Source organism: Streptomyces sp. NPDC090445, assembly GCF_044769385.1.
In the GTDB taxonomy this organism is placed as follows: Bacteria; Actinomycetota; Actinomycetes; order Streptomycetales; family Streptomycetaceae; genus Streptomyces.
Genome location: NZ_JBIVXV010000010.1, coordinates 15783 through 32921 on the forward strand (window position 1 = coordinate 15783; position 17139 = coordinate 32921).

Sequence of the window (17139 nt, forward strand, 5' to 3'; positions counted from 1 at the left end):
CAGAAAACCAGGACAATGCGCACTCGCGCAACGCGTCACACGCAGATCCGAAACGAAACGAATTCAGCATGAACAGAGCGGACGGGGCGCTGAAAGCCCTCGGGATCCGCCCTGCGGGAGTGGTCTGCCGGCGCTGTGACCTCGCGACACCTCTCCTGCCCCGGCACCCCGACGACCATTCAATTTCACTGGGAAAGCGCTACGGGGACCGGGCCGACGACGCGACGCTCCCGGTGGCCCCCGAAGCACCTACTCGCCAGTATGGACCGGACCGGTTTCAGTCTGGTTTCAGCATGCAATGAGTTCCGGGAGCGGGTCGCCGTAATCCCACCCGTCTAGTACGGTCGGTCCGCATGACCGACCAGAACGCTCGCCGAGATCCGCGTTCCACGGAGAGCTATTCGTTCGAAAACGTCCGTTGAGGGAAGTTCGCATGGTTCACCAGAAACGCACCATGAAACTCGGCGCCATCATCGATGGCCCGGGTTCGCACATCGCCGCCTGGCGGCACCCTTCCACGCCGGTCGACGCACAGCTCGACTTCGACTTCCACTTGGCGTGCGTACGCACGCTCGAACGCGGTCGGTTCGACTGCGTGTTCGTGCCCGACGTCGTGGCCATGTGGGGCACCGACGTCCAGCACATCAGCCGCACCGCGCGCAACGAGCACTTCGAGCCGCTGAGCCTGCTGGCCGCCTACGCCGCCGGCACCGAGCACATCGGCCTCGCGGCCACCGCGACCACCACGTACAACGAGCCGTACGACGTCGTCCGCAGGTTCAGCTCGCTGGACCGCATCAGCGGCGGCCGGGCCGGCTGGAACGTGGTCACCTCCGCCGCACCGTGGGAGTCGCGCAACTTCGGCTTCCCCGAGCACATGGAACACGATCTGCGCTACGTGCGCGCCGAGGAGTTCATCGGCGTGGCCAAGCGGCTGTGGGGTCTCGAACGGCCGACGGCCGCCGAAGCAGCCGGCGCACGGTCGTTCTTCGGGGTCCGCGGACCGCTCAACCTGCCGCCCTCCCCGCAGGGCAGCCCCGTGATCTTCCAGGCCGGAGCCTCGCCCGTGGGCCGGGAGTTCGCCGCCCGCCACGCCGAGGTGATCTTCACCCGGCACACGCAGCTGGCCGACGGCCAGGCCACCTACGAGGACCTGAAGCGACGGGTCGCCGCCCACGGCAGGGACCCGGAGCAGGTGCAGATCTGGCCGGGTGTCCAGCCCCTGGTGGCCGGCACGGAGGAGGAGGCGCGCCGGCTCATCGGCGAGCTGCACGACCTGGTGCCCGACATCGTCGCCGTCCGCGCCCTCCAGGAGCAGCTGGGCGACGTGGACCTGACGAAGTACCCGCTGGACGGGCCGGTGCCGGACATCCCCGCCTCGAACCGCTCGTCCAGCACGCGGGCGATGTGGACGGCGCTGGCCCGCAGGGAGAACCTGACGCTCCGCCAGCTCGCACTGCGCCAGGTGGCGGACTTCTTCGCGGGCACCCCCGAGCAGGTGGCGGACCACATGGAGCGCGGGTTCACCGAGCGCGCCGCAGACGGCTACATCGTCGACTTCCCCCACCTCCCGGCCTCCCTGGACGCGTTCGTCGACCACGTCGTGCCGGAGCTGCGGCGGCGAGGTCTCGTGTCCGAGGAGTACGCCGAGGGCACGCTGCGCGAGAAGTTGGGGCTGGCGAGCCCTCCCCCGGCCGACGCGACCGCGCTCGCCGGTGCCACGACGTTCGAGGAAGGTGCCGCATGACCCGCAGCGATGGCCGCATCCCGTTGTTCACACGCCTGATCACGGCGGCCCGGCCGGCCGGCGCGGGCGCGCAGGGCAGCGGGGACACCTCCTTCGCGCAGGTCCGCCGACGCGCCCGGGAGGCCGAGGCCGCCGGGATCGACGCCCTGCTCCTGGCGGACCGCCATGCGGCGGCGCCCGACCCGGCCGACGACCCGCACTTCGAGGCCGGCACCCTCGCAGCGGCCCTGGCCGTCAGCACCACCAGCGTGGGGATCGTGCCCTCCGTCTGCACCGAGCACGCCTTCCCCTACCACGTGGCCCGCGCCCTGGCCACGCTCGACCACCTCGGCGCCGGCCGCGGCGGCTGGCAGCCGCTCGTCCACGCCGATCCGGACGCGGCCGCCAACTACCACCGGGAGCCGAGCACCGCGCCGGAGCGGCACGCCCGCGCCACGGAGTTCGCCGAGGTGCTCACCGGCCTGTGGGACAGCTTCGACGACGACGCCTTCCTCAGGGACCGCGCCTCGGGGGCGTACTTCGTCCCCGAACGACTGCACGCGCTCGACCACGCGGGCGAGTACTTCGACGTGGCCGGACCGCTGAACATCGCCCGCCCGCCCCAGGCGCACCCGCCCCTGGTGCAGCGCGCGACGGACCCCGGCGAACTCGCCCTCGCGGCCCGCATCGCCAACGTGGTCCTGCTGCCCGCCCACAGCGCCGGGGAGGCCAAGGCGGTCCGCGACGACCTGCGGGAACAGGCCCGGCGGGCCGGGCGCAACCCCGACGAGGTCCTCGTCCTGCTCGACTGGCCGGCCGACGGCGCCACCGGGGCCGCCGACGACCTCCTGGCCGTGTACGAGGCGGAAGGCGCGGACGGCTTCACCCTGTACGCACCCTCCCCCGACCCGGACGCGGCCCACGACGCCGTACTGTCCCTCGCGGCCGAGGTGCGCCGGACGAACGGTGGCCCGGCGACCCCGCCCGGACCGGCGACGCTGCGCGACCGACTGGGCCTGACCCGCCCGGCCGGCCGCCACGGGGCCACCGTCTGACGTGATCGACAACCTGATCGGTTTCGACACCGCCGAGCTGGACGCGCCGACGCTCAAGCAGGCGTTCGGCTGCTTCCCGAGCGGTGTGACGGCGCTGTGCGGCCTGGTCGGCGGTGAACCGGTGGGCATGGCCGTCAGCGCCTTCACGTCCGTGTCCCTCACGCCACCGCTGCTGTCGGCGTGCATCCAGGAATCGTCGTCCACTTGGCCGCAGTTGCAGGGCCGGCTGCGGCTGGGCCTCAGCGTGCTGGCCGAGGACCAGGCCGCGGCGTGCCGCCGCCTGGCGGGCGCGGCGGAGCACCGGTTCCGGGAGGTGGGCTGGCGGGCCTCCCGGGACGGGGCGGTCTTCCTCGACGGCGCGGCGGCCTGGTTCGAGTGCTCGGTCTTCGCGGAGGTCCCGGCGGGCGATCACACGATCGCCCTGCTGGAGATCCACCACCTGCGCACCGCGTCGGCCACGGCCCCCCTGGTCTTCCACGGCAGCCGCTTCCGCCGCCTGGCCCCCCACCAGGACCCGTAACCGGACCCGCCCCACCCCACCAAACCCTGGAGGCCGAGCAGGACAGCAATCCGCCAACCCGAACGACGGGACGCGATCCCGGGTACGGGGCGACCAGACCGCCCCACCCGCAAACCGGCAGATGACGGAGCACCGCCTGCACGGCGTCATCGGGCGCCGAACTGTCGCGTGCAGCGACGTCCGGTGACAGCCCTCGCGCCGCCCCTGGGGCCCCGGATCAGAGTTTCTCGCGTCTTCCCACAACCATGCGTCGGGCCAGGATCCTCATGTCCGCCAACATCTCGTTCGGCTCCTGGTCCAGATCCAGCGCGTGTTGGTGAAGGGTCACTCCAGCGTGCCGTACCTGGTGGTCCGTGTGAGGCTCGTTGCCCTTCGCGTACACCAGATGCCCCTCGGGCAGTCGGAGAGCCGTGCAGTAGGCGAGCATCTGGTAGAGGTCCTCGTTGGGATAGCCCTTCTTCACACGGGCCTTGTACTTGGCATCGGCGACGACGCGCGGCACCCCCGAGTCTCCGTACCAGACGAAGTCGGGTCGCAGACGGACTGCGGAGCGTTCGTCCATGTACACATCCCGCGCCTGAAAGACGCTCCGTCCGCCGTGGGGGCGAAGAGCCTCCTGCAGCGCCGTACACACGAAGTCCTCGTAGACGGTGTTCATGTCGAAGAGGAATCCGTCCATGCGCAGCCCGCCCGGAAGGTGCTCGCCCGACGCGCCGTCCAGCACCACCCGGGCGAGTCGCAGCGCCTGGTGGTACCGGGCGTTGAGCCGTGTCGGCCGCCAGGCCGGGATCTCCCGGCCCCGCGCGACCGGTGTGACCTCTGCCAGTCGCACCCGGTGGTGACGCAGACGCGTCCGCACCGTTTGAGGCACCCCCGGGAGGCGCAGGAGGCGGTCGACGGCGGTGCGCAGGATGCGGTTCTCGGCGATGTCGGCGGTGAATTCGTCGTAGGCCACCTCCACGGGCAGGGGCAGGCCGAACCGGCGTCTCGCCTGGTCGGCCTCCCGGATCCGGCCGCGTACGACGAGGGCCGTTTCCTCGGTGGTCCGATAGCCCTGGAGGAGCCCCTGCCGCAGGGCGCGCTCGGTCTGGCGCTCGACGGCGTGCGCGAAGGCCGGAAGCAGCTCGCTGTGAGCGGACAGGTCGACCGCGCCGTCACGCCAGCCGCGCGGGTCGCGGCTGTAGCCGAGCAGGAACAGCAGGCGCGCGACGGGCACCTTGGGGGCGATCCGTACGGTGATCCGTTCCCCGCCGGGCACCGTGACGGCCACGGCTCCGACCTTGCTGCCGGCGCGCAGCCGCCACATCCCCCGCTCGTGGGGGTCGGGTGCGGCCTGCTCCAGGATCTTCGAGTCGAGGAGCGCGCGCCCGATGGTGTCCGGCAGGCGGAACGAGCGGGCGGGGGCATGCTCCACGAGGGAAACAGAAGCCGTCATGCCTGGTCGAGGTCTTCGCGCGCGTCGTCTCGCCCTGTTTTCCGGGCAACGGCCCGCCGCAGCGCGGGCAGCCCGTAGCGTCCTTGGATGTCGATGCCCTCGCCGTAGTGGTGCTCCTCCAGGAGCGGAAGGATCTTGGTCCGCCAGGTCCGCTCCAGCCCGCCTTCCCGGAAGACTCCGGGTTTCATCAGGTACGACGGGCCGACCCGGAAGTCGGGGTCCTCGATGAGGGCGTTGAGGGCGTCCAGCAGGTCGGCGAGCTCACCGTCCGCTCCGTCCGCTCCTTCCTCCCGCCCCTCCGGCCCCTCCCGCCCCTCCCGCCCTTCCAGCCAGCGGCCCAGGAGCCCGCTCGTCGGTTCGACGTCCGGAGACAGCTCGACGAAGGCGAAACGCCTCCGCATCGCCGCGTCCACGAGGGCGATCGAACGGTCGGCCGTGTTCATCGTGCCGATGATGAAGAGGTTGCGCGGCAGGGAGAAGTCCTCTCCCGAGTAGGTGAGCCGAACCGACTGGTCGCGGTACTCCAGGAGGAAGTACAGCTCACCGAACACCTTGGCGAGGTTGGCCCGGTTGATCTCGTCGATGATCAGGAAGTGCGGGATGTGCCGGTTCCCCTCGCGACGCGCGACGCCGGCGATCTCGCGCAGCGGGCCGGCCGTGAGGCGGAAGGCGACCTCCCGCGTCTTCGGGTCCTCACGTGGACGGAAGCCCTCGAAGAAGTCCTCGTACGCGTACGAGGGATGGAACTGGACGAGCTTGACCTGCTCGGGTCCGCCGCCGAAGAACTCGGCGAGCTTCTGTGCGAGGAAGGTCTTCCCCGTCCCCGGCGGACCGTAGAAGATCAACTGGTTCTCGTCGGCGAGGAGGTTCCTGACCTCCTCCAGCCAGTCGACGCGATGCACGTGGAGTGTCCGGCGCAGTTCCTCGGTGGGTTCGGGAAGCTCCACCGCACGGCGGGCCGTGACGGCCGCGGGCTCGGCCCCCGGCTCGGCCTCGCCGTCGGCCGCTTCCTCCACCAGCTCCTTGTCGCTGACGCCCAGGCCGTCGATGATCGCCTTCACCGAGGTCAGGTCGGCCACCTCGTGCGTCACGGCCAGCCTCTGCCGCAGTTCGCCGGGCAGCCCGCCGAGAGGAAAGTCCTTGCCCGCCCAGTCGACGGGGCGCCGGAGGCTGCTGCCGCCGTCCTCGGCGACCTTCTGCTCGGCAGGGCCGGTGATCGCTCCGACGTACAGCAGACCGTCGACGACCGTGCACACCGTGTCCCCGGGGCGCATGCGGGAGAAGAAGGCGTGGAACCCGTCGACGAGTTGCTCCTTCTCGTCGTACGTCGCGGTGGACTCGTAGTCCTCGTCGACCAGGGCCCGCAGCTGCTCCTTGCTGACGCCCTGGGCCACGTCCGGCCGCAACCGGGACGCGGCCAGCGTCACCCGTCCCTCCGGAATCCACGTCCGCCGGACGAGGTCGAGGCCGGTGGCGTGCGGCCCCCGTACCAGCCATGCTCGTGGAGGGCCGGACCAGACCTGTTCGAGGAAGTCGGCCAGCGGTCGGCCGTCGGCGGTCCGCCACGCGAGCCAGCCGTTGGCGCTGCGGCCCATGAGGATCTCGGCGGCGGCCGACGGCGAGTTGCACTCGACGTCCCCGACGACTTCGAACCACCCGGGCCAGGTGGCGGTTGCGAGTATCGTCCCTTCCGCGATCAGCTTCTCCCGCAGTCTGTGCGATGCGGGCATCCGCACCGGGAACGACGCGGTGACGTCCGGCCTGGCCGGGGATCCGGCGAGGACCACCATCTTCTGGCTGCCGTTGGTCCCCATCTCGGACAGCAGCCTGCCGCGCGCCACGGGTCCGCCGTGGGGCAGGCTCAGCTGGAACTCCGGATACCTCTCGGCCATGGTCCTCCTCGATCGTGTGGCCGCATTGTGCCGCTCTGGTGATCACGCCGGGGGCCGAGCGCAGGATTCCGGCCAATTCCGGCCGAACACTGGCCGCAGTCGTCTCCCCGCGCAGGCGCGGATTGCCCCGGCGCTCCCCGACCGTTCATGATCTACAGCTGAGGAACGCCACCACGACAGGGGGAACGGTGGAGAGCGAGGCACCCTACGCCGTGGGCGGGCAGCGACAGGCCGAGGAGTCGCTCTCCGCGGCCTCCCTCACGCCCGCGCAGCTGGCCCGGGCGGTCGGCAGGTTCAACGGCGACAGCGCGGACATGCTGACCAAGGCGGTGCGCGCCGCCGCACGGGCCTTCTCCGAGCTCGACGCGTACGACGAGGTCATCGACACGGCCTCGCATACCGGGCAGGCCGTCGCCGCCCGGCTCCGGGAGCTCCTCACGGCGGAGGCGTCGGCAGGCATCCCCGCCCAACTGGACGCTCTGGACGCCGCCGCCGGGACCGTCCGGGCCACCGACGGACCGCGGGCCCTGCTGAACCGGATCCTCGACCTTGAGGACACGGCCGGCGACACGCCGCCGGCCGTGCGGAGCCTGACCTGGCTGGACCTCCCTGCGCTGCCCTCCGCATACGGGGACGAGGAAGCGCCCCTGGACAACCTGCTCGCGTTCGCGGCCCGCGGGGAGGAACTGCAACCGCGGCTGCGGGAGGCCCACAGGGCACGCACCGAGCAGGTCGCCGCGCATCTGGTCGGCGTCGTCCGGCAGGCAGCCGAGGCCGGCTTCGCCGACGAGGGCTTCGCCCGGGCCTCGCTGCACGAGGCGCGTCGGGCGTACGCGCTGTGGCTGCGGTGCCTCGAAGAACGCAGACGCGACCTCGGGGACGACGCCTCCGCGTGATCAGGTGCCGGGGAGGGGTCCTTCGGGATATTTCCGAGGGGCGGATACAGGACATCCCTGCGCTGGATAGCGTGTGCGGCAGCACCCATGACCGGAAGAGCCGGAAGAGAAGGAAGGCACGCCCCGTGCACATCGCGCCCCTCAGTCCGCACGACCCCACCGAGCTCGGCGGCTACGAGCTGCTCGGCCGCATCGGGCACGGCGGGATGGGGCAGGTGTACCTCGGCGAGTCCCCCGGCGGGGAACCCGCCGCGGTCAAGGTGATCAAGCCCTCGGTGGTGGATTCCGAGACCCGGCAGCGCTTCGCACAAGAGGTCGAGATCCTCAAGACGGTCTGGGGCGCGCGGATCGCCGCGCTGCTGGACGCCGACACGGAGGCGGACCCGCCGTGGCTGGCCACCGAGTACATCGAGGGCCCCGACCTGAGCCGGCACGTGACCGGCAACGGCCCCCTTCCCTCGCTGCTCACCGCCTCGCTCGGGGCGACCCTTGCCGAGGCGCTGGCGACCGTCCACAAGCAGGGGCTGCTGCACCGCGATCTCAAACCGGCCAACGTGCTGCTCGGCCCCAACGGGCCGAAGATCATCGACTTCGGGCTCGCGGTCTTCGCCGAGTCGAGCGTGTCCCTCACGGCGCCCAACACCGTGGTCGGCACCCCGTCGTGCATGGCTCCGGAGCAGGCGAACGGCGTGAAGCCGCTGACCGGGGCGGTGGACGTGTACGCGCTGGGCGCCGTCCTGCTCTTCGCCGCGTCCGGCCACCTGCCCTACCAGGCGGCCAACATCCACGTCCTGTTCCACCAGGTCACCGACCCGGAGACGGCCCCCGACCTGTCAGGGGTACCCGATGAGCTGGTCCCCCTCCTGACCGGAATGCTGGCGCACCTCCCCCAGGACCGGCCGACCCTCGACGACGTCGTGCAACAGTGCCGCGCCGTGATCGAGGCACAGGGGTTCAAGGTCGCGCAGGCCCGCCGCCGGCTCACGACGCACACGGCCGCGCCCGCGTCCCCGCCGGCACCGGGCAAGCCGCTGCCGGCGGCCGACCCCGCGACCGTTCCGTACACCTCCGAGCAGGAGCCGGCTGCCGGACCGGCCGGCGAGCAGCCGGAGGCCGTCGCCACCACGCTGCTCCTGCCTCCGGCCGGCCCCGAGCCCACCCCGACGCTCCCCGTCGAGGCCGATGCCGTGTCCACCGGCCCCGGAGCCACGACGGACAGCACCGCCCCGCAGCCCGCCGGAACCCTCGCAACGCCTTCCCCGACCGCCGCCCCGGCCCCCGCGGGCAGCCGCCCCCGGCGCGTTCGCCACTCCGCTCAGGCACGGATCACGGCGCAGCGGCTGCGGGAGACCTACGCCGCCCGCGCGACTTTCTGACCCCGACCGACCACACGCGATACTGGATGGCCTTGCCCCATCCGCCACGAAACACCACAGGAGGCCCTTGGTGACCGCCCTCCAGACCGGCTCCGAGCAGTACGGCGACGTGGCGGATCCGGCGGATCCGGCCGTGCAGGAGCAGTTCCCGGCGGGCGCGCAAGTCCTGGTCCGTGACGAGGTGTGGCTGGTGCGGAACTGCGTGCGCACGGCGGAGGACGGCGCTCGGGTGGAGGTCGTCGGGGTGTCGGACTTCGTCCGCGACCAGGAGGCCGTGTTCTTCACCCGCCTCGACAGCATCGAGCTGATCGATCCGCGGGAGACCCGGCTGATCGCCGACGACTCCCCGAACCACCGCCGCTCCCGCCTCTTCCTGGAGGCGGTACTGCGCCGCACGGCCCTGCCCCAGTCCGAGCAGCGGCTCGCACTGGCCGACTCCTTCCTCCTCGATCCGCTCTCCTACCAGCGCCGGCCCGCCGAGCTGGCCCTCTCGGGCGACAACCTGCGCCCGCGCCTGTTGATCGCGGACGTGGTCGGCCTGGGCAAGACCCTGGAGATCGGTCTCACCCTCGCCGAGCTGATCCGCCGCGGCCGGGGCGAGCGCATCCTCGTGGTCACCCCGCAGCACGTGCTGGAGCAGTTCCAGCACGAACTGTGGACCCGGTTCGCGATCCCGCTGGTCCGGCTGGACTCGGTGGGCATCGAACGGATCCAGCGGGAGATCCCGGCCGGCCGCAACCCGTTCACCTTCTTCAAGCGCGTGATCATCTCCATCGACACGCTGAAGAACACCGACCAGTACCGGCACCACCTGGAGCAGATCCGCTGGGACGCGGTCGTCATCGACGAATCCCACAACCTGATCAACCGGGGCTCCCTGCGCAACCAGCTCGCCCAGACCCTGGCGCCCCGCACGGACGCGCTGGTCCTCGCTTCCGCCACCCCGCACAACGGTGACGCGCGGTCCTTCGCCGAGCTGATCGGACTGCTGGACCCGGCGGCGATCCGCGACCCGGAGAACTACCGCGCCAAGGACATCGAGCACCTCTTCATCCGGCGGACGAAGGTCAGCCCCGAGGTCCGCGAGCAGATGAAGGGACAGTGGGCGGACCGCGGCCCGTCCGAGTCCGTGCACTGTCCGGCCACCCCCGCCGAGGAGAAGGTCTTCGAGGAGCTGGCGGCGGTCTGGCTGCCGGGTGACGGCGGCACGTCCGTCAGCTCGGTCCCGCTCTTCCCGTACACGCTCCTCAAGTCCTTCCTCTCCTCCCATGCGGCGTTCAGGGCCACCGTCGCCGCCCGTATCAAGACCCTGGAGAAGAAGAACGAACCCCAGGGCACGGCGGCGGAGTCGTCCGCCCTGCACCGCCTGGCCGAGCTGGCCGCGGACCTCACCGAGACCGACTCGGCGAAGTTCGGCAAGCTGGTGGAACAGCTGAAGGGCATCGGTGTCGGCCCCGGCTCGGACACCCGCGTCGTCGTCTTCTCCGAACGCGTCCAGACCCTGGAGTGGCTCGCGGGCGTCCTGCCGGCCGCCCTCGGATTCCGCGGCAAGGCCGCCGAAGGCTGTACCCGCCTCATGCACGGCGGTCTCTCCGACGAGCAGCAGATGGCCGTGGTGGAGGAGTTCGGGCTCGCCGGCGCCCCCGTGCGGATCCTCCTCACCGGTGACGTGGCCTCCGAGGGCGTCAACCTGCACCGCCAGTGCCACCAGCTCGTCCACTACGACGTCCCCTGGTCCCTGATCCGCATCGAACAGCGCAACGGCCGTATCGACCGCTACGGGCAGGCCCACCAGCCGCAGTTCCGCGCCCTCATCCTCACCAGCGGGATCGAGGGCGCCAAGGACGACACCCTCGTCGCGGAACGCCTCCTGGACCGCGAGGAACAGGCCCACCGCTCCCTCGGCACCGCCGAAGCCGTTTCCGGCCTCTACCGCGCGGAGGCCGAGGAGAAGTCCCTGATCCAGGACCTGCTGCGGGGGAAGACCGTCGACGAGTCCCTGGACGCGCGCCGGAACGACGCCGAGTCCGACGCGGCGGCGATGGGCGACTTCCTCGCCGACTTCTGGGGCGGGGTCAATGAGCAGCCGCCGGCGGACGAGGGCACGGCCACCGCGGAGCCGACTGCCGGGACGCCGCCGGAGACGGCCTCGGAGCCGACCCCGGCGCCGGCCCAGGCGCTCGCCCCGTCCGAGGCGGGCGCCCCGGCAACCGACACCGGGCAGGTCCTCCCCCGTCTGTTCACCTCGACCGCGCACTTCCTGGACGAGGCCCTGCGCGAGGTCTTCCCCGACGCCCGCGAGCGCCTGGACCTCGACCGCGACGAGAAGTCCGGCCTGCTGTCCTTCAAGCCCCCGGCCGACCTGCTCCACCGGCTCAGGGCCCTTCCCTCCGACTACCTGCGCGAACAGGGCCTGCGCGAGCGGGTCCTCGTCACCTTCAACCGGCGCCTCGCCCAGCAGTCCCTCCAGCGGGCCCGCGAGGCGGGTTCCACCTCCAGCTGGCCGGAGATCTCCTACCTCACCGACCTGCACCCGGTCGTCGAGTGGCTGACCGACAAGGTGCTGGTCCGGCTCGGCCGCCAGGAAGCCCCCGTGATCACCGCGGCCGTGGCGGAGCCGACGTACCTGATCCAGGGCGTGTACTCGAACGCCCTGGGCAGGCCGACCGTCGTCAAGTGGATGGGCGTGTCCGGGGACGGGCTCGTGGACGACGACATGGTGTCCCTGCTCCGCCGCTCCGGAGTCGGCCCCACCATGGCGAACACCCTCCGCCGCCGCGACCCGGCTCCCCTGGCCGCCGGCATCCCCGGGGCCCTGGAATCCGCCGAGGCGTTCATGGAGAAGCACCGGGACGCCTGGGACCGGCCGCTGCGCGACTCCATCGAGAAGCACAAGCTCCGCCTCGGCGAGTGGGAGCAGCCGACCCTGGCGGGCGAGACCGCCAAGAGGCGCCTCACCGACCTCGCCGACGACCTGCTCACCACCGGGCAGCGCCCGATGCTGCGCGTCCTCGCGGTCCTGGTGCCCGACCCCGACGCGGACGGCCCCGCCCCCGCCGCCGCCTCCCTGTCCGCCGCACCCGCCGCCCTCTGAGAAGAGCCCCGTCATGACGTTCGACTCCCTGATCAACCGCGGCGACTACTTCTCGGCCCACTACCTGGCCGAGGTGCTGCCCAAGGACCTCAAAGCGGGCCTGCTCCAGACCTGGAAGGAGCGGGAGGAAGCCGCCAGGCCGCCGGCCGGCACGGGCACCGACGCGACCCCCGCCGACGACACCCCCAAGGAACCCAAGGCCACCGCCCTGCCCGTCACCCCGCGGGCCGGCCTGCGCGCCCTGCGCCGCGACTACTTCCGGGCCCGCTCGTTCTTCGCCCTCCCCGAGGACGCCGAAGGCACCGCCTCCGCGCCCGACACCGAGGACGACTCGGCGACCTACGGCTCCCCCGCCTGGCGGGACCGCGTCCGGGCCCTGAACTCCGACGTGCTCCGCGCCCTGGGCTACGACGCCAAGCCGGGCACGCTCACCGTGGACCGGGCCGGCCAGACCTACGAGGTCCCGGTCGCCCACGCCGAGAAGGGCCTGGTCGCGGTCGACTGCGGCTGGGCCGCCGAGCCCGACGCCGCCCTCGATTCCGAAGGCCCGGGCCGCCTCCTCGAACCCGTCGCCCTCGACGGCTCGAACAGCCTCGCCACCGGCTCCAAGCTCGCCTCGTTCCTGTTCGCGTGCGAGGAGCCGCCCCGCTACGTCCTGCTGCTCGTCGGCGGTGTCGTCGTCCTGGCCGACCGGGTCGTCTGGGGCGAAGGCCGCTACCTCGCGGTCTCCCTGGACACCGCGCTCCAGCGCAACGACACCCGCAACGGCGGCGAACTCGACACGGTCGCCGCCCTGTTCGGCGCCGACTCGCTGCGCACGCCCGAAGCGGGCGGCGAGAACCCCCTCGCCGAGCTCGTCGGCAAGTCCACCAAGCATGCGGTCGGCGTCTCCAGCGAGCTCCGCGACGGCCTCCGCGTCAGCGTCGAGCTCATCGCCAACGAGGTACTGGAACGCCTCCGCGAGCAGGGCGTACACCCGCAGGACATCGGCGAACTCCCCGAACTCGGCCGCCGCCTGACCCGCGAATCGCTCCGCTACCTCTACCGGATCCTCTTCCTCCTCTACGCCGAGGCCCGCCCGGAGCTGGGCATCCTGCCGTCCGACTACCCCGAGTACCAGATGGGGTACGGCCTCGGCCGGCTCGGTGAACTCGTCGCCGAGCGGGACCTCGTGGACGAGAAGTCCCGCCGCGGCTTCTACCTGTACGAGTCCCTGGACCTGCTGTTCCGCAAGGTCCAGGACGGCTACCGCCCGCGCCGCACCCACGGCGAGGCGGCCGAGCCCACTACGGCCCTCGACGCAAAGACGAGCGAGGACATCGGGCTGCGCTTCGAACCCCTGCACTCCAAGCTCTTCGAACCCGAGTCCATCCGGCTCATCGGCGCGGACACCATCACGGACCCCCGCCACGACGCCGACGAGGCCTTGGCCCGCGGCGAATCCGTCCGCTACCTCGACACCCGGCTGCGCAACGCCACCCTGTACCAGGTCCTGCACAAGCTCATGCTCACCAAGGGCAAGAAGGGCGAACGCGGCGGCTTCATCTCGTACGCCCAGCTGGGCATCAACCAGCTCGGCGCGGTGTACGAGGGCCTGATGTCGTACTCCGGGTTCATCGCGGGCGAGGAGCTGTACGAGGTCGCCAAGGGCGGCGACCCGAAGGACGGCTCCTGGCTGGTACCCAAGTCGAAGATCGAGGAGTACCCGGACACGGTCTTCGTGAAGCGGCGCGACCGCGACACGGGCGAGGAACTCCGCGTCAGCTACGTCCCCGGCTCCTTCGTCTACCGGCTCTCCGGCCGCGACCGCCAGACCTCGGCCTCGTACTACACCCCGGAGTCCCTGACCAAGGTCACCGTGCAGCTGGCGCTCCAGCACCGCCTGGACCAGGACGGTACGACGACACAGGCGCGTGAGCTGCTGGACTGGAAGATCTGCGAGCCGGCCCTCGGCTCGGGCGCGTTCCTCAACGAGGCGATCAACCAGGTCGCCGCGGAGTACCTGCGGCGCCGCCAGAAGGAACTGAACCGCTTCATCGACACCGAGCAGCACGCGGTCGAGCTCCAGAAGGCCAAGGCGTACATCGCGCTGCACAACTCGTACGGCGTGGACCTCAACGAGACCGCGGTCGAGCTGGCCGAGGTCTCGCTGTGGCTGAACACCATGCACCCGGGCATGGAGGCGCCCTGGTTCGGCCTGCACCTGCGGCGCGGCAACTCGCTGATCGGCGGCCGGCGCGAGGTGTACGGGCCGGAGAAGCTGAAGAAGGGCGGCTGGCTCGGCACGACCCCGGAACGCCACCCGCTGACAGACGCACAGTCCGGCACCCCCCTCCCGGAGGGCTCGGTCCACCACTTCCTCCTCCCGGCGAAGGAGTGGGGCGCGGTGGCGGCCGAGAAGGAGGCCAAGGCCCTCGCCCCGGAGACCGCGAAGGCACTGGCCGCCTGGCGCAAGGCCGTCACGAAGTCCCCGACCGCAAAGCAGACGGCCCGCCTCCAGGGCCTGGCCCGGCGGGCGGAGTACCTGTGGGACCTGGTCGTCCAGCGCCTGGAGATTTCCGAGCGGGAGATCTCGCGTCGCGTGGACGTCTGGGGCGCGGAGGACGGCTGGCTGCGCGCCCCGAAGGAGGCCGTACCGCGGGAGAAGGTCCTGGCGGACCTGCACGCGGTGGACACCCCGTACTGGCGGCTGAAGAAGGTCATGGACGCGTGGTGCGCGCTGTGGTTCTGGCCGGTACAGAAGGCCGCCCTGCTGGACGGTACGGACGCTGGGGTATACGCAAAACCGGCAACTCCGGGTCTGGAGACCTCGGCAGACTCCAACCCCGACGAGGTGATCCACACCTACGAGGAGGTCGACCTCCTCGGCAACGTCACGGTCCGCGAGGTCAAGCGCGGCGACCTCGACAAGCGACGCAAGGGCACCCGCAAGGCCGAAGCCGCCTTCACCGAGCAGCGCCGCGAGGTAATCCCCCTCGCCTCGTTGGAGGACTGGCTCGACTTCGCGGAGGCCCTCCTCGGCACCCACGATGTCCCGGCAGAGTCGCTGGTCGCCTCCTTCGACTCCCTCGGCGCGCTGGAGCGGTACGAGGACGAACTGCCCGACTGGATGGGCATGGACCGCTCGTACTGGCTGGAGAACCGCTTCCCGTGGCTGGCGGTCGCGGGCGAGGTAGCCGACCACCAGGGCTTCTTCCACTGGGAGCTGGAGTTCGCCCACGTTTTTGGAGGCACTGGTGGTTTCGACCTCCAGGTGGGGAACCCGCCGTGGGTGCGGCCACAATGGCGGGAAGACCTGGTCCTCGCGGAGCTGGATCCGTGGTTCGTGCTGGCGGAGAAGCCGGGCGCTCCAGAGTGGCGGTTGAGAAAGGCGGATCTACTAGATGGCAACGCACATCATCGCACTTACGTGCTAGCGGAGCTGGCCGTTCACTCGGGGGGCGTAGGCATCTTGGGCAGCTCGGCCTCTTACCCGCTCCTTGCGGGGACCCAGGGCGACCTGTATCGCGCGTTCATGTCGCAAGTCTGGCGAAATCTAGCGCGGCACGGCAGTGCGGGCCTAATCCACCCGGACACACACTTCGGTGGCGTGCGCGAAGGCACTATACGGGCAGCAGCATATCGACACCTGCGGGTACACGGGCACTTCGTCAACTCGTCCAACTGGGCGTTCGAAGACCTGAACCGTTCCCAAGAGTTTGCGATGCACATTTACGGCACCCCGCAAGAGCCCGACTTCCTGCACCTGAGCGAGCTCCGCGGCGCAGACGTGTTGCCCGGCTCTCTGACTCATGACGGAAGCGGCGAGGCCCCTGGCATCAAGCACCACGGCTCATGGGACATCCGGCCGCATGTTGAACGCGTGGTGCACGTAGACACCAATCTTCTGAGAAGGTGGCAAGCACTGACCAACTCAGAGGGGTCGGCAACGGAGACTCCCCTGCTCTACCCGGTCCTTCGCGGCGAGCAGGGAGCAATCGAAGCTCTGGCTTCCTACGGCACTAAACTTGCCAATTTTCAGCCTCTTATTTCTGCGGGTTACCACGAGGCCAGCTCCAAGAAGGCTGGCCTAATCCTCTGGTCAACTCAAGGCGTCTCCGATCTCGCAAATGTCGTCTTGCAAGGGCCACACTTTGCCGCGGCACTACCCTTCTCAAAGCAGCCGAGAATTCCCTGCCGCAGTAATAGGGACTGGGATCTACTTTCTCTGGCCCAGCTGCCCGAGGACTACATCCCGGTGACCAACTATGTGCGCGCCTCGAATGAGGAGACATATCGCACGGCCCAGGACAACTGGCATGGAAGGCCCTTCACGTCATACTTTCGGTTGACCTGGCGAGAAATGATCCCGTTCGACAGCAGCCGTTGCCTACACGCTGCGCTCATTCCTCCTGGGCCTGCCCACGTCGATGCAGTACGCAGCATGTCGCTGGCTGACACCCGACTCACAGCCTTGAATGCTGGTTTCTGGGCTTCGCTCCCGTTGGACTACCTGCTACGCATCACCGGTCAGGGGCACCTCAACGTCACCAACGCCCGCAACATGCCTGCGCCAGCACCCGACCACCCTCTGGCCCAGGCTCTTCTCCTCCGCGCTCTCCGCCTCAACGCCCTCTCTAAGCACTACGCCCCTATCTGGGAAGAGCTGTTCGACCCCCGCTGGGCGGGCTATGAGGACTGGGGCAACCCTGGGTGGCCTGGCCTAAAGCCCCTTGCCGCAGGATTGAAGCCAACCTGGGAGTACGCCACCCCACTCCGCACCGAGCACGAACGCCGTGCTGCAATGGTCGAACTGGATGCGTTGGTCTCCGCATGGGTCGGCATCACGGCGGATCAGCTCGTCGCGATCTTCAAGTCGCGCTACCCACAGCTGCACGACTACGAGTCCAAGACCTGGTTCGACGGCGAAGGGCGCAAGATCGCCGAGAACTTCAACACCTATGGTCATGGTCAAACCAAGCAAGACTGGCTGGACTTCGAGGCGCACCTCGCCGACCCGGGCAACACGCCGCCGCCCGCCGGCTTCGTCGCCCCCTTCTACAAGGCCGACCGCGAGGCCGAGATGCGGGCCGCGCATGCGCACTTCCAGGCGCGGCTGGATGCGGAGATCGCGGCCGGCCGCTGGACGCCGCCCTCGGCGTGAAC

Annotated in this window: 9 protein-coding genes; 7 read left to right on the forward strand and 2 right to left on the reverse strand. The window is 70.5% G+C overall.

Going from position 1 to position 17139, the window contains the following annotated elements:
- Nucleotides 1-433: 433 nt before the first annotated feature.
- The 3 genes from ACIQUT_RS20770 to ACIQUT_RS20780 are packed head-to-tail and all read left to right on the forward strand — an operon-like array spanning nucleotide 434 to nucleotide 3301.
- Nucleotides 434-1747: an LLM class flavin-dependent oxidoreductase gene (locus ACIQUT_RS20770; protein ID WP_403564470.1), complete on the forward strand. Its 1314-nt coding sequence runs from the start codon at nucleotides 434-436 to the stop codon at nucleotides 1745-1747.
- Nucleotides 1744-2781 carry an LLM class flavin-dependent oxidoreductase gene (locus ACIQUT_RS20775; protein ID WP_403564472.1) on the forward strand — a complete coding sequence of 346 codons (1038 nt, stop codon included), beginning with the start codon at nucleotides 1744-1746 and terminating at the stop codon, nucleotides 2779-2781. The genes ACIQUT_RS20770 and ACIQUT_RS20775 overlap by 4 nt, the downstream gene beginning before the upstream one ends.
- A 1-nt stretch (nucleotide 2782) precedes the next feature.
- Complete coding sequence (locus tag ACIQUT_RS20780; protein WP_403564474.1) at nucleotides 2783-3301, forward strand: flavin reductase family protein; 519 nt, start codon at nucleotides 2783-2785, stop codon at nucleotides 3299-3301.
- A 217-nt stretch (nucleotides 3302-3518) separates the two neighbouring features.
- On the opposite strand, the gene ACIQUT_RS20785 is transcribed toward ACIQUT_RS20780, so the two are convergent.
- A complete protein-coding gene (locus ACIQUT_RS20785; RefSeq protein WP_403564475.1) occupies nucleotides 3519-4736 on the reverse strand; it encodes an McrC family protein in 1218 nt (405 codons plus the stop codon).
- Nucleotides 4733-6628: a DUF4357 domain-containing protein gene (locus tag ACIQUT_RS20790; RefSeq protein ID WP_403564477.1), complete on the reverse strand. Its 1896-nt coding sequence runs from the start codon at nucleotides 6626-6628 to the stop codon at nucleotides 4733-4735. The genes ACIQUT_RS20785 and ACIQUT_RS20790 overlap by 4 nt, the downstream gene beginning before the upstream one ends.
- A 188-nt stretch (nucleotides 6629-6816) precedes the next feature.
- Here ACIQUT_RS20790 and ACIQUT_RS20795 point away from each other — a divergent pair, with 188 nt between their 5' ends.
- The 4 genes from ACIQUT_RS20795 (at nucleotide 6817) to ACIQUT_RS20810 (ending at nucleotide 17137) form a co-directional block, all read left to right on the forward strand.
- Complete coding sequence (locus tag ACIQUT_RS20795; protein WP_403564478.1) at nucleotides 6817-7524, forward strand: hypothetical protein; 708 nt, start codon at nucleotides 6817-6819, stop codon at nucleotides 7522-7524.
- Nucleotides 7525-7649: 125 nt separating this feature from the next.
- Nucleotides 7650-8900: a protein kinase gene (locus ACIQUT_RS20800; RefSeq protein WP_403564480.1), complete on the forward strand. Its 1251-nt coding sequence runs from the start codon at nucleotides 7650-7652 to the stop codon at nucleotides 8898-8900.
- A 70-nt stretch (nucleotides 8901-8970) separates the two neighbouring features.
- The gene (locus ACIQUT_RS20805; protein WP_403564482.1) at nucleotides 8971-11994 is read left to right on the forward strand and encodes an SNF2-related protein; all 3024 of its coding nucleotides are present in this window, start codon (nucleotides 8971-8973) and stop codon (nucleotides 11992-11994) included.
- 13 nt (nucleotides 11995-12007) lie between these two features.
- Nucleotides 12008-17137, forward strand: a complete 5130-nt coding sequence (locus ACIQUT_RS20810; protein WP_403564484.1) for a class I SAM-dependent DNA methyltransferase — start codon at nucleotides 12008-12010, stop codon at nucleotides 17135-17137.
- The last annotated feature ends 2 nt before the right edge of the window (nucleotides 17138-17139 follow it).

Bases quoted from the DNA above. Each gene is read 5' to 3' on its own strand.
- ACIQUT_RS20785 (WP_403564475.1), bottom strand. From the start codon at position 4,736: ATGACGGCTTCTGTTTCCCTCGTGGAGCATGCCCCCGCCCGCTCGTTC.
- ACIQUT_RS20790 (WP_403564477.1), bottom strand. From the start codon at position 6,628: ATGGCCGAGAGGTATCCGGAGTTCCAGCTGAGCCTGCCCCACGGCGGA.
- ACIQUT_RS20775 (WP_403564472.1), top strand. From the start codon at position 1,744: ATGACCCGCAGCGATGGCCGCATCCCGTTGTTCACACGCCTGATCACG.
- ACIQUT_RS20770 (WP_403564470.1), top strand. From the start codon at position 434: ATGGTTCACCAGAAACGCACCATGAAACTCGGCGCCATCATCGATGGC.
- ACIQUT_RS20810 (WP_403564484.1), top strand. From the start codon at position 12,008: ATGACGTTCGACTCCCTGATCAACCGCGGCGACTACTTCTCGGCCCAC.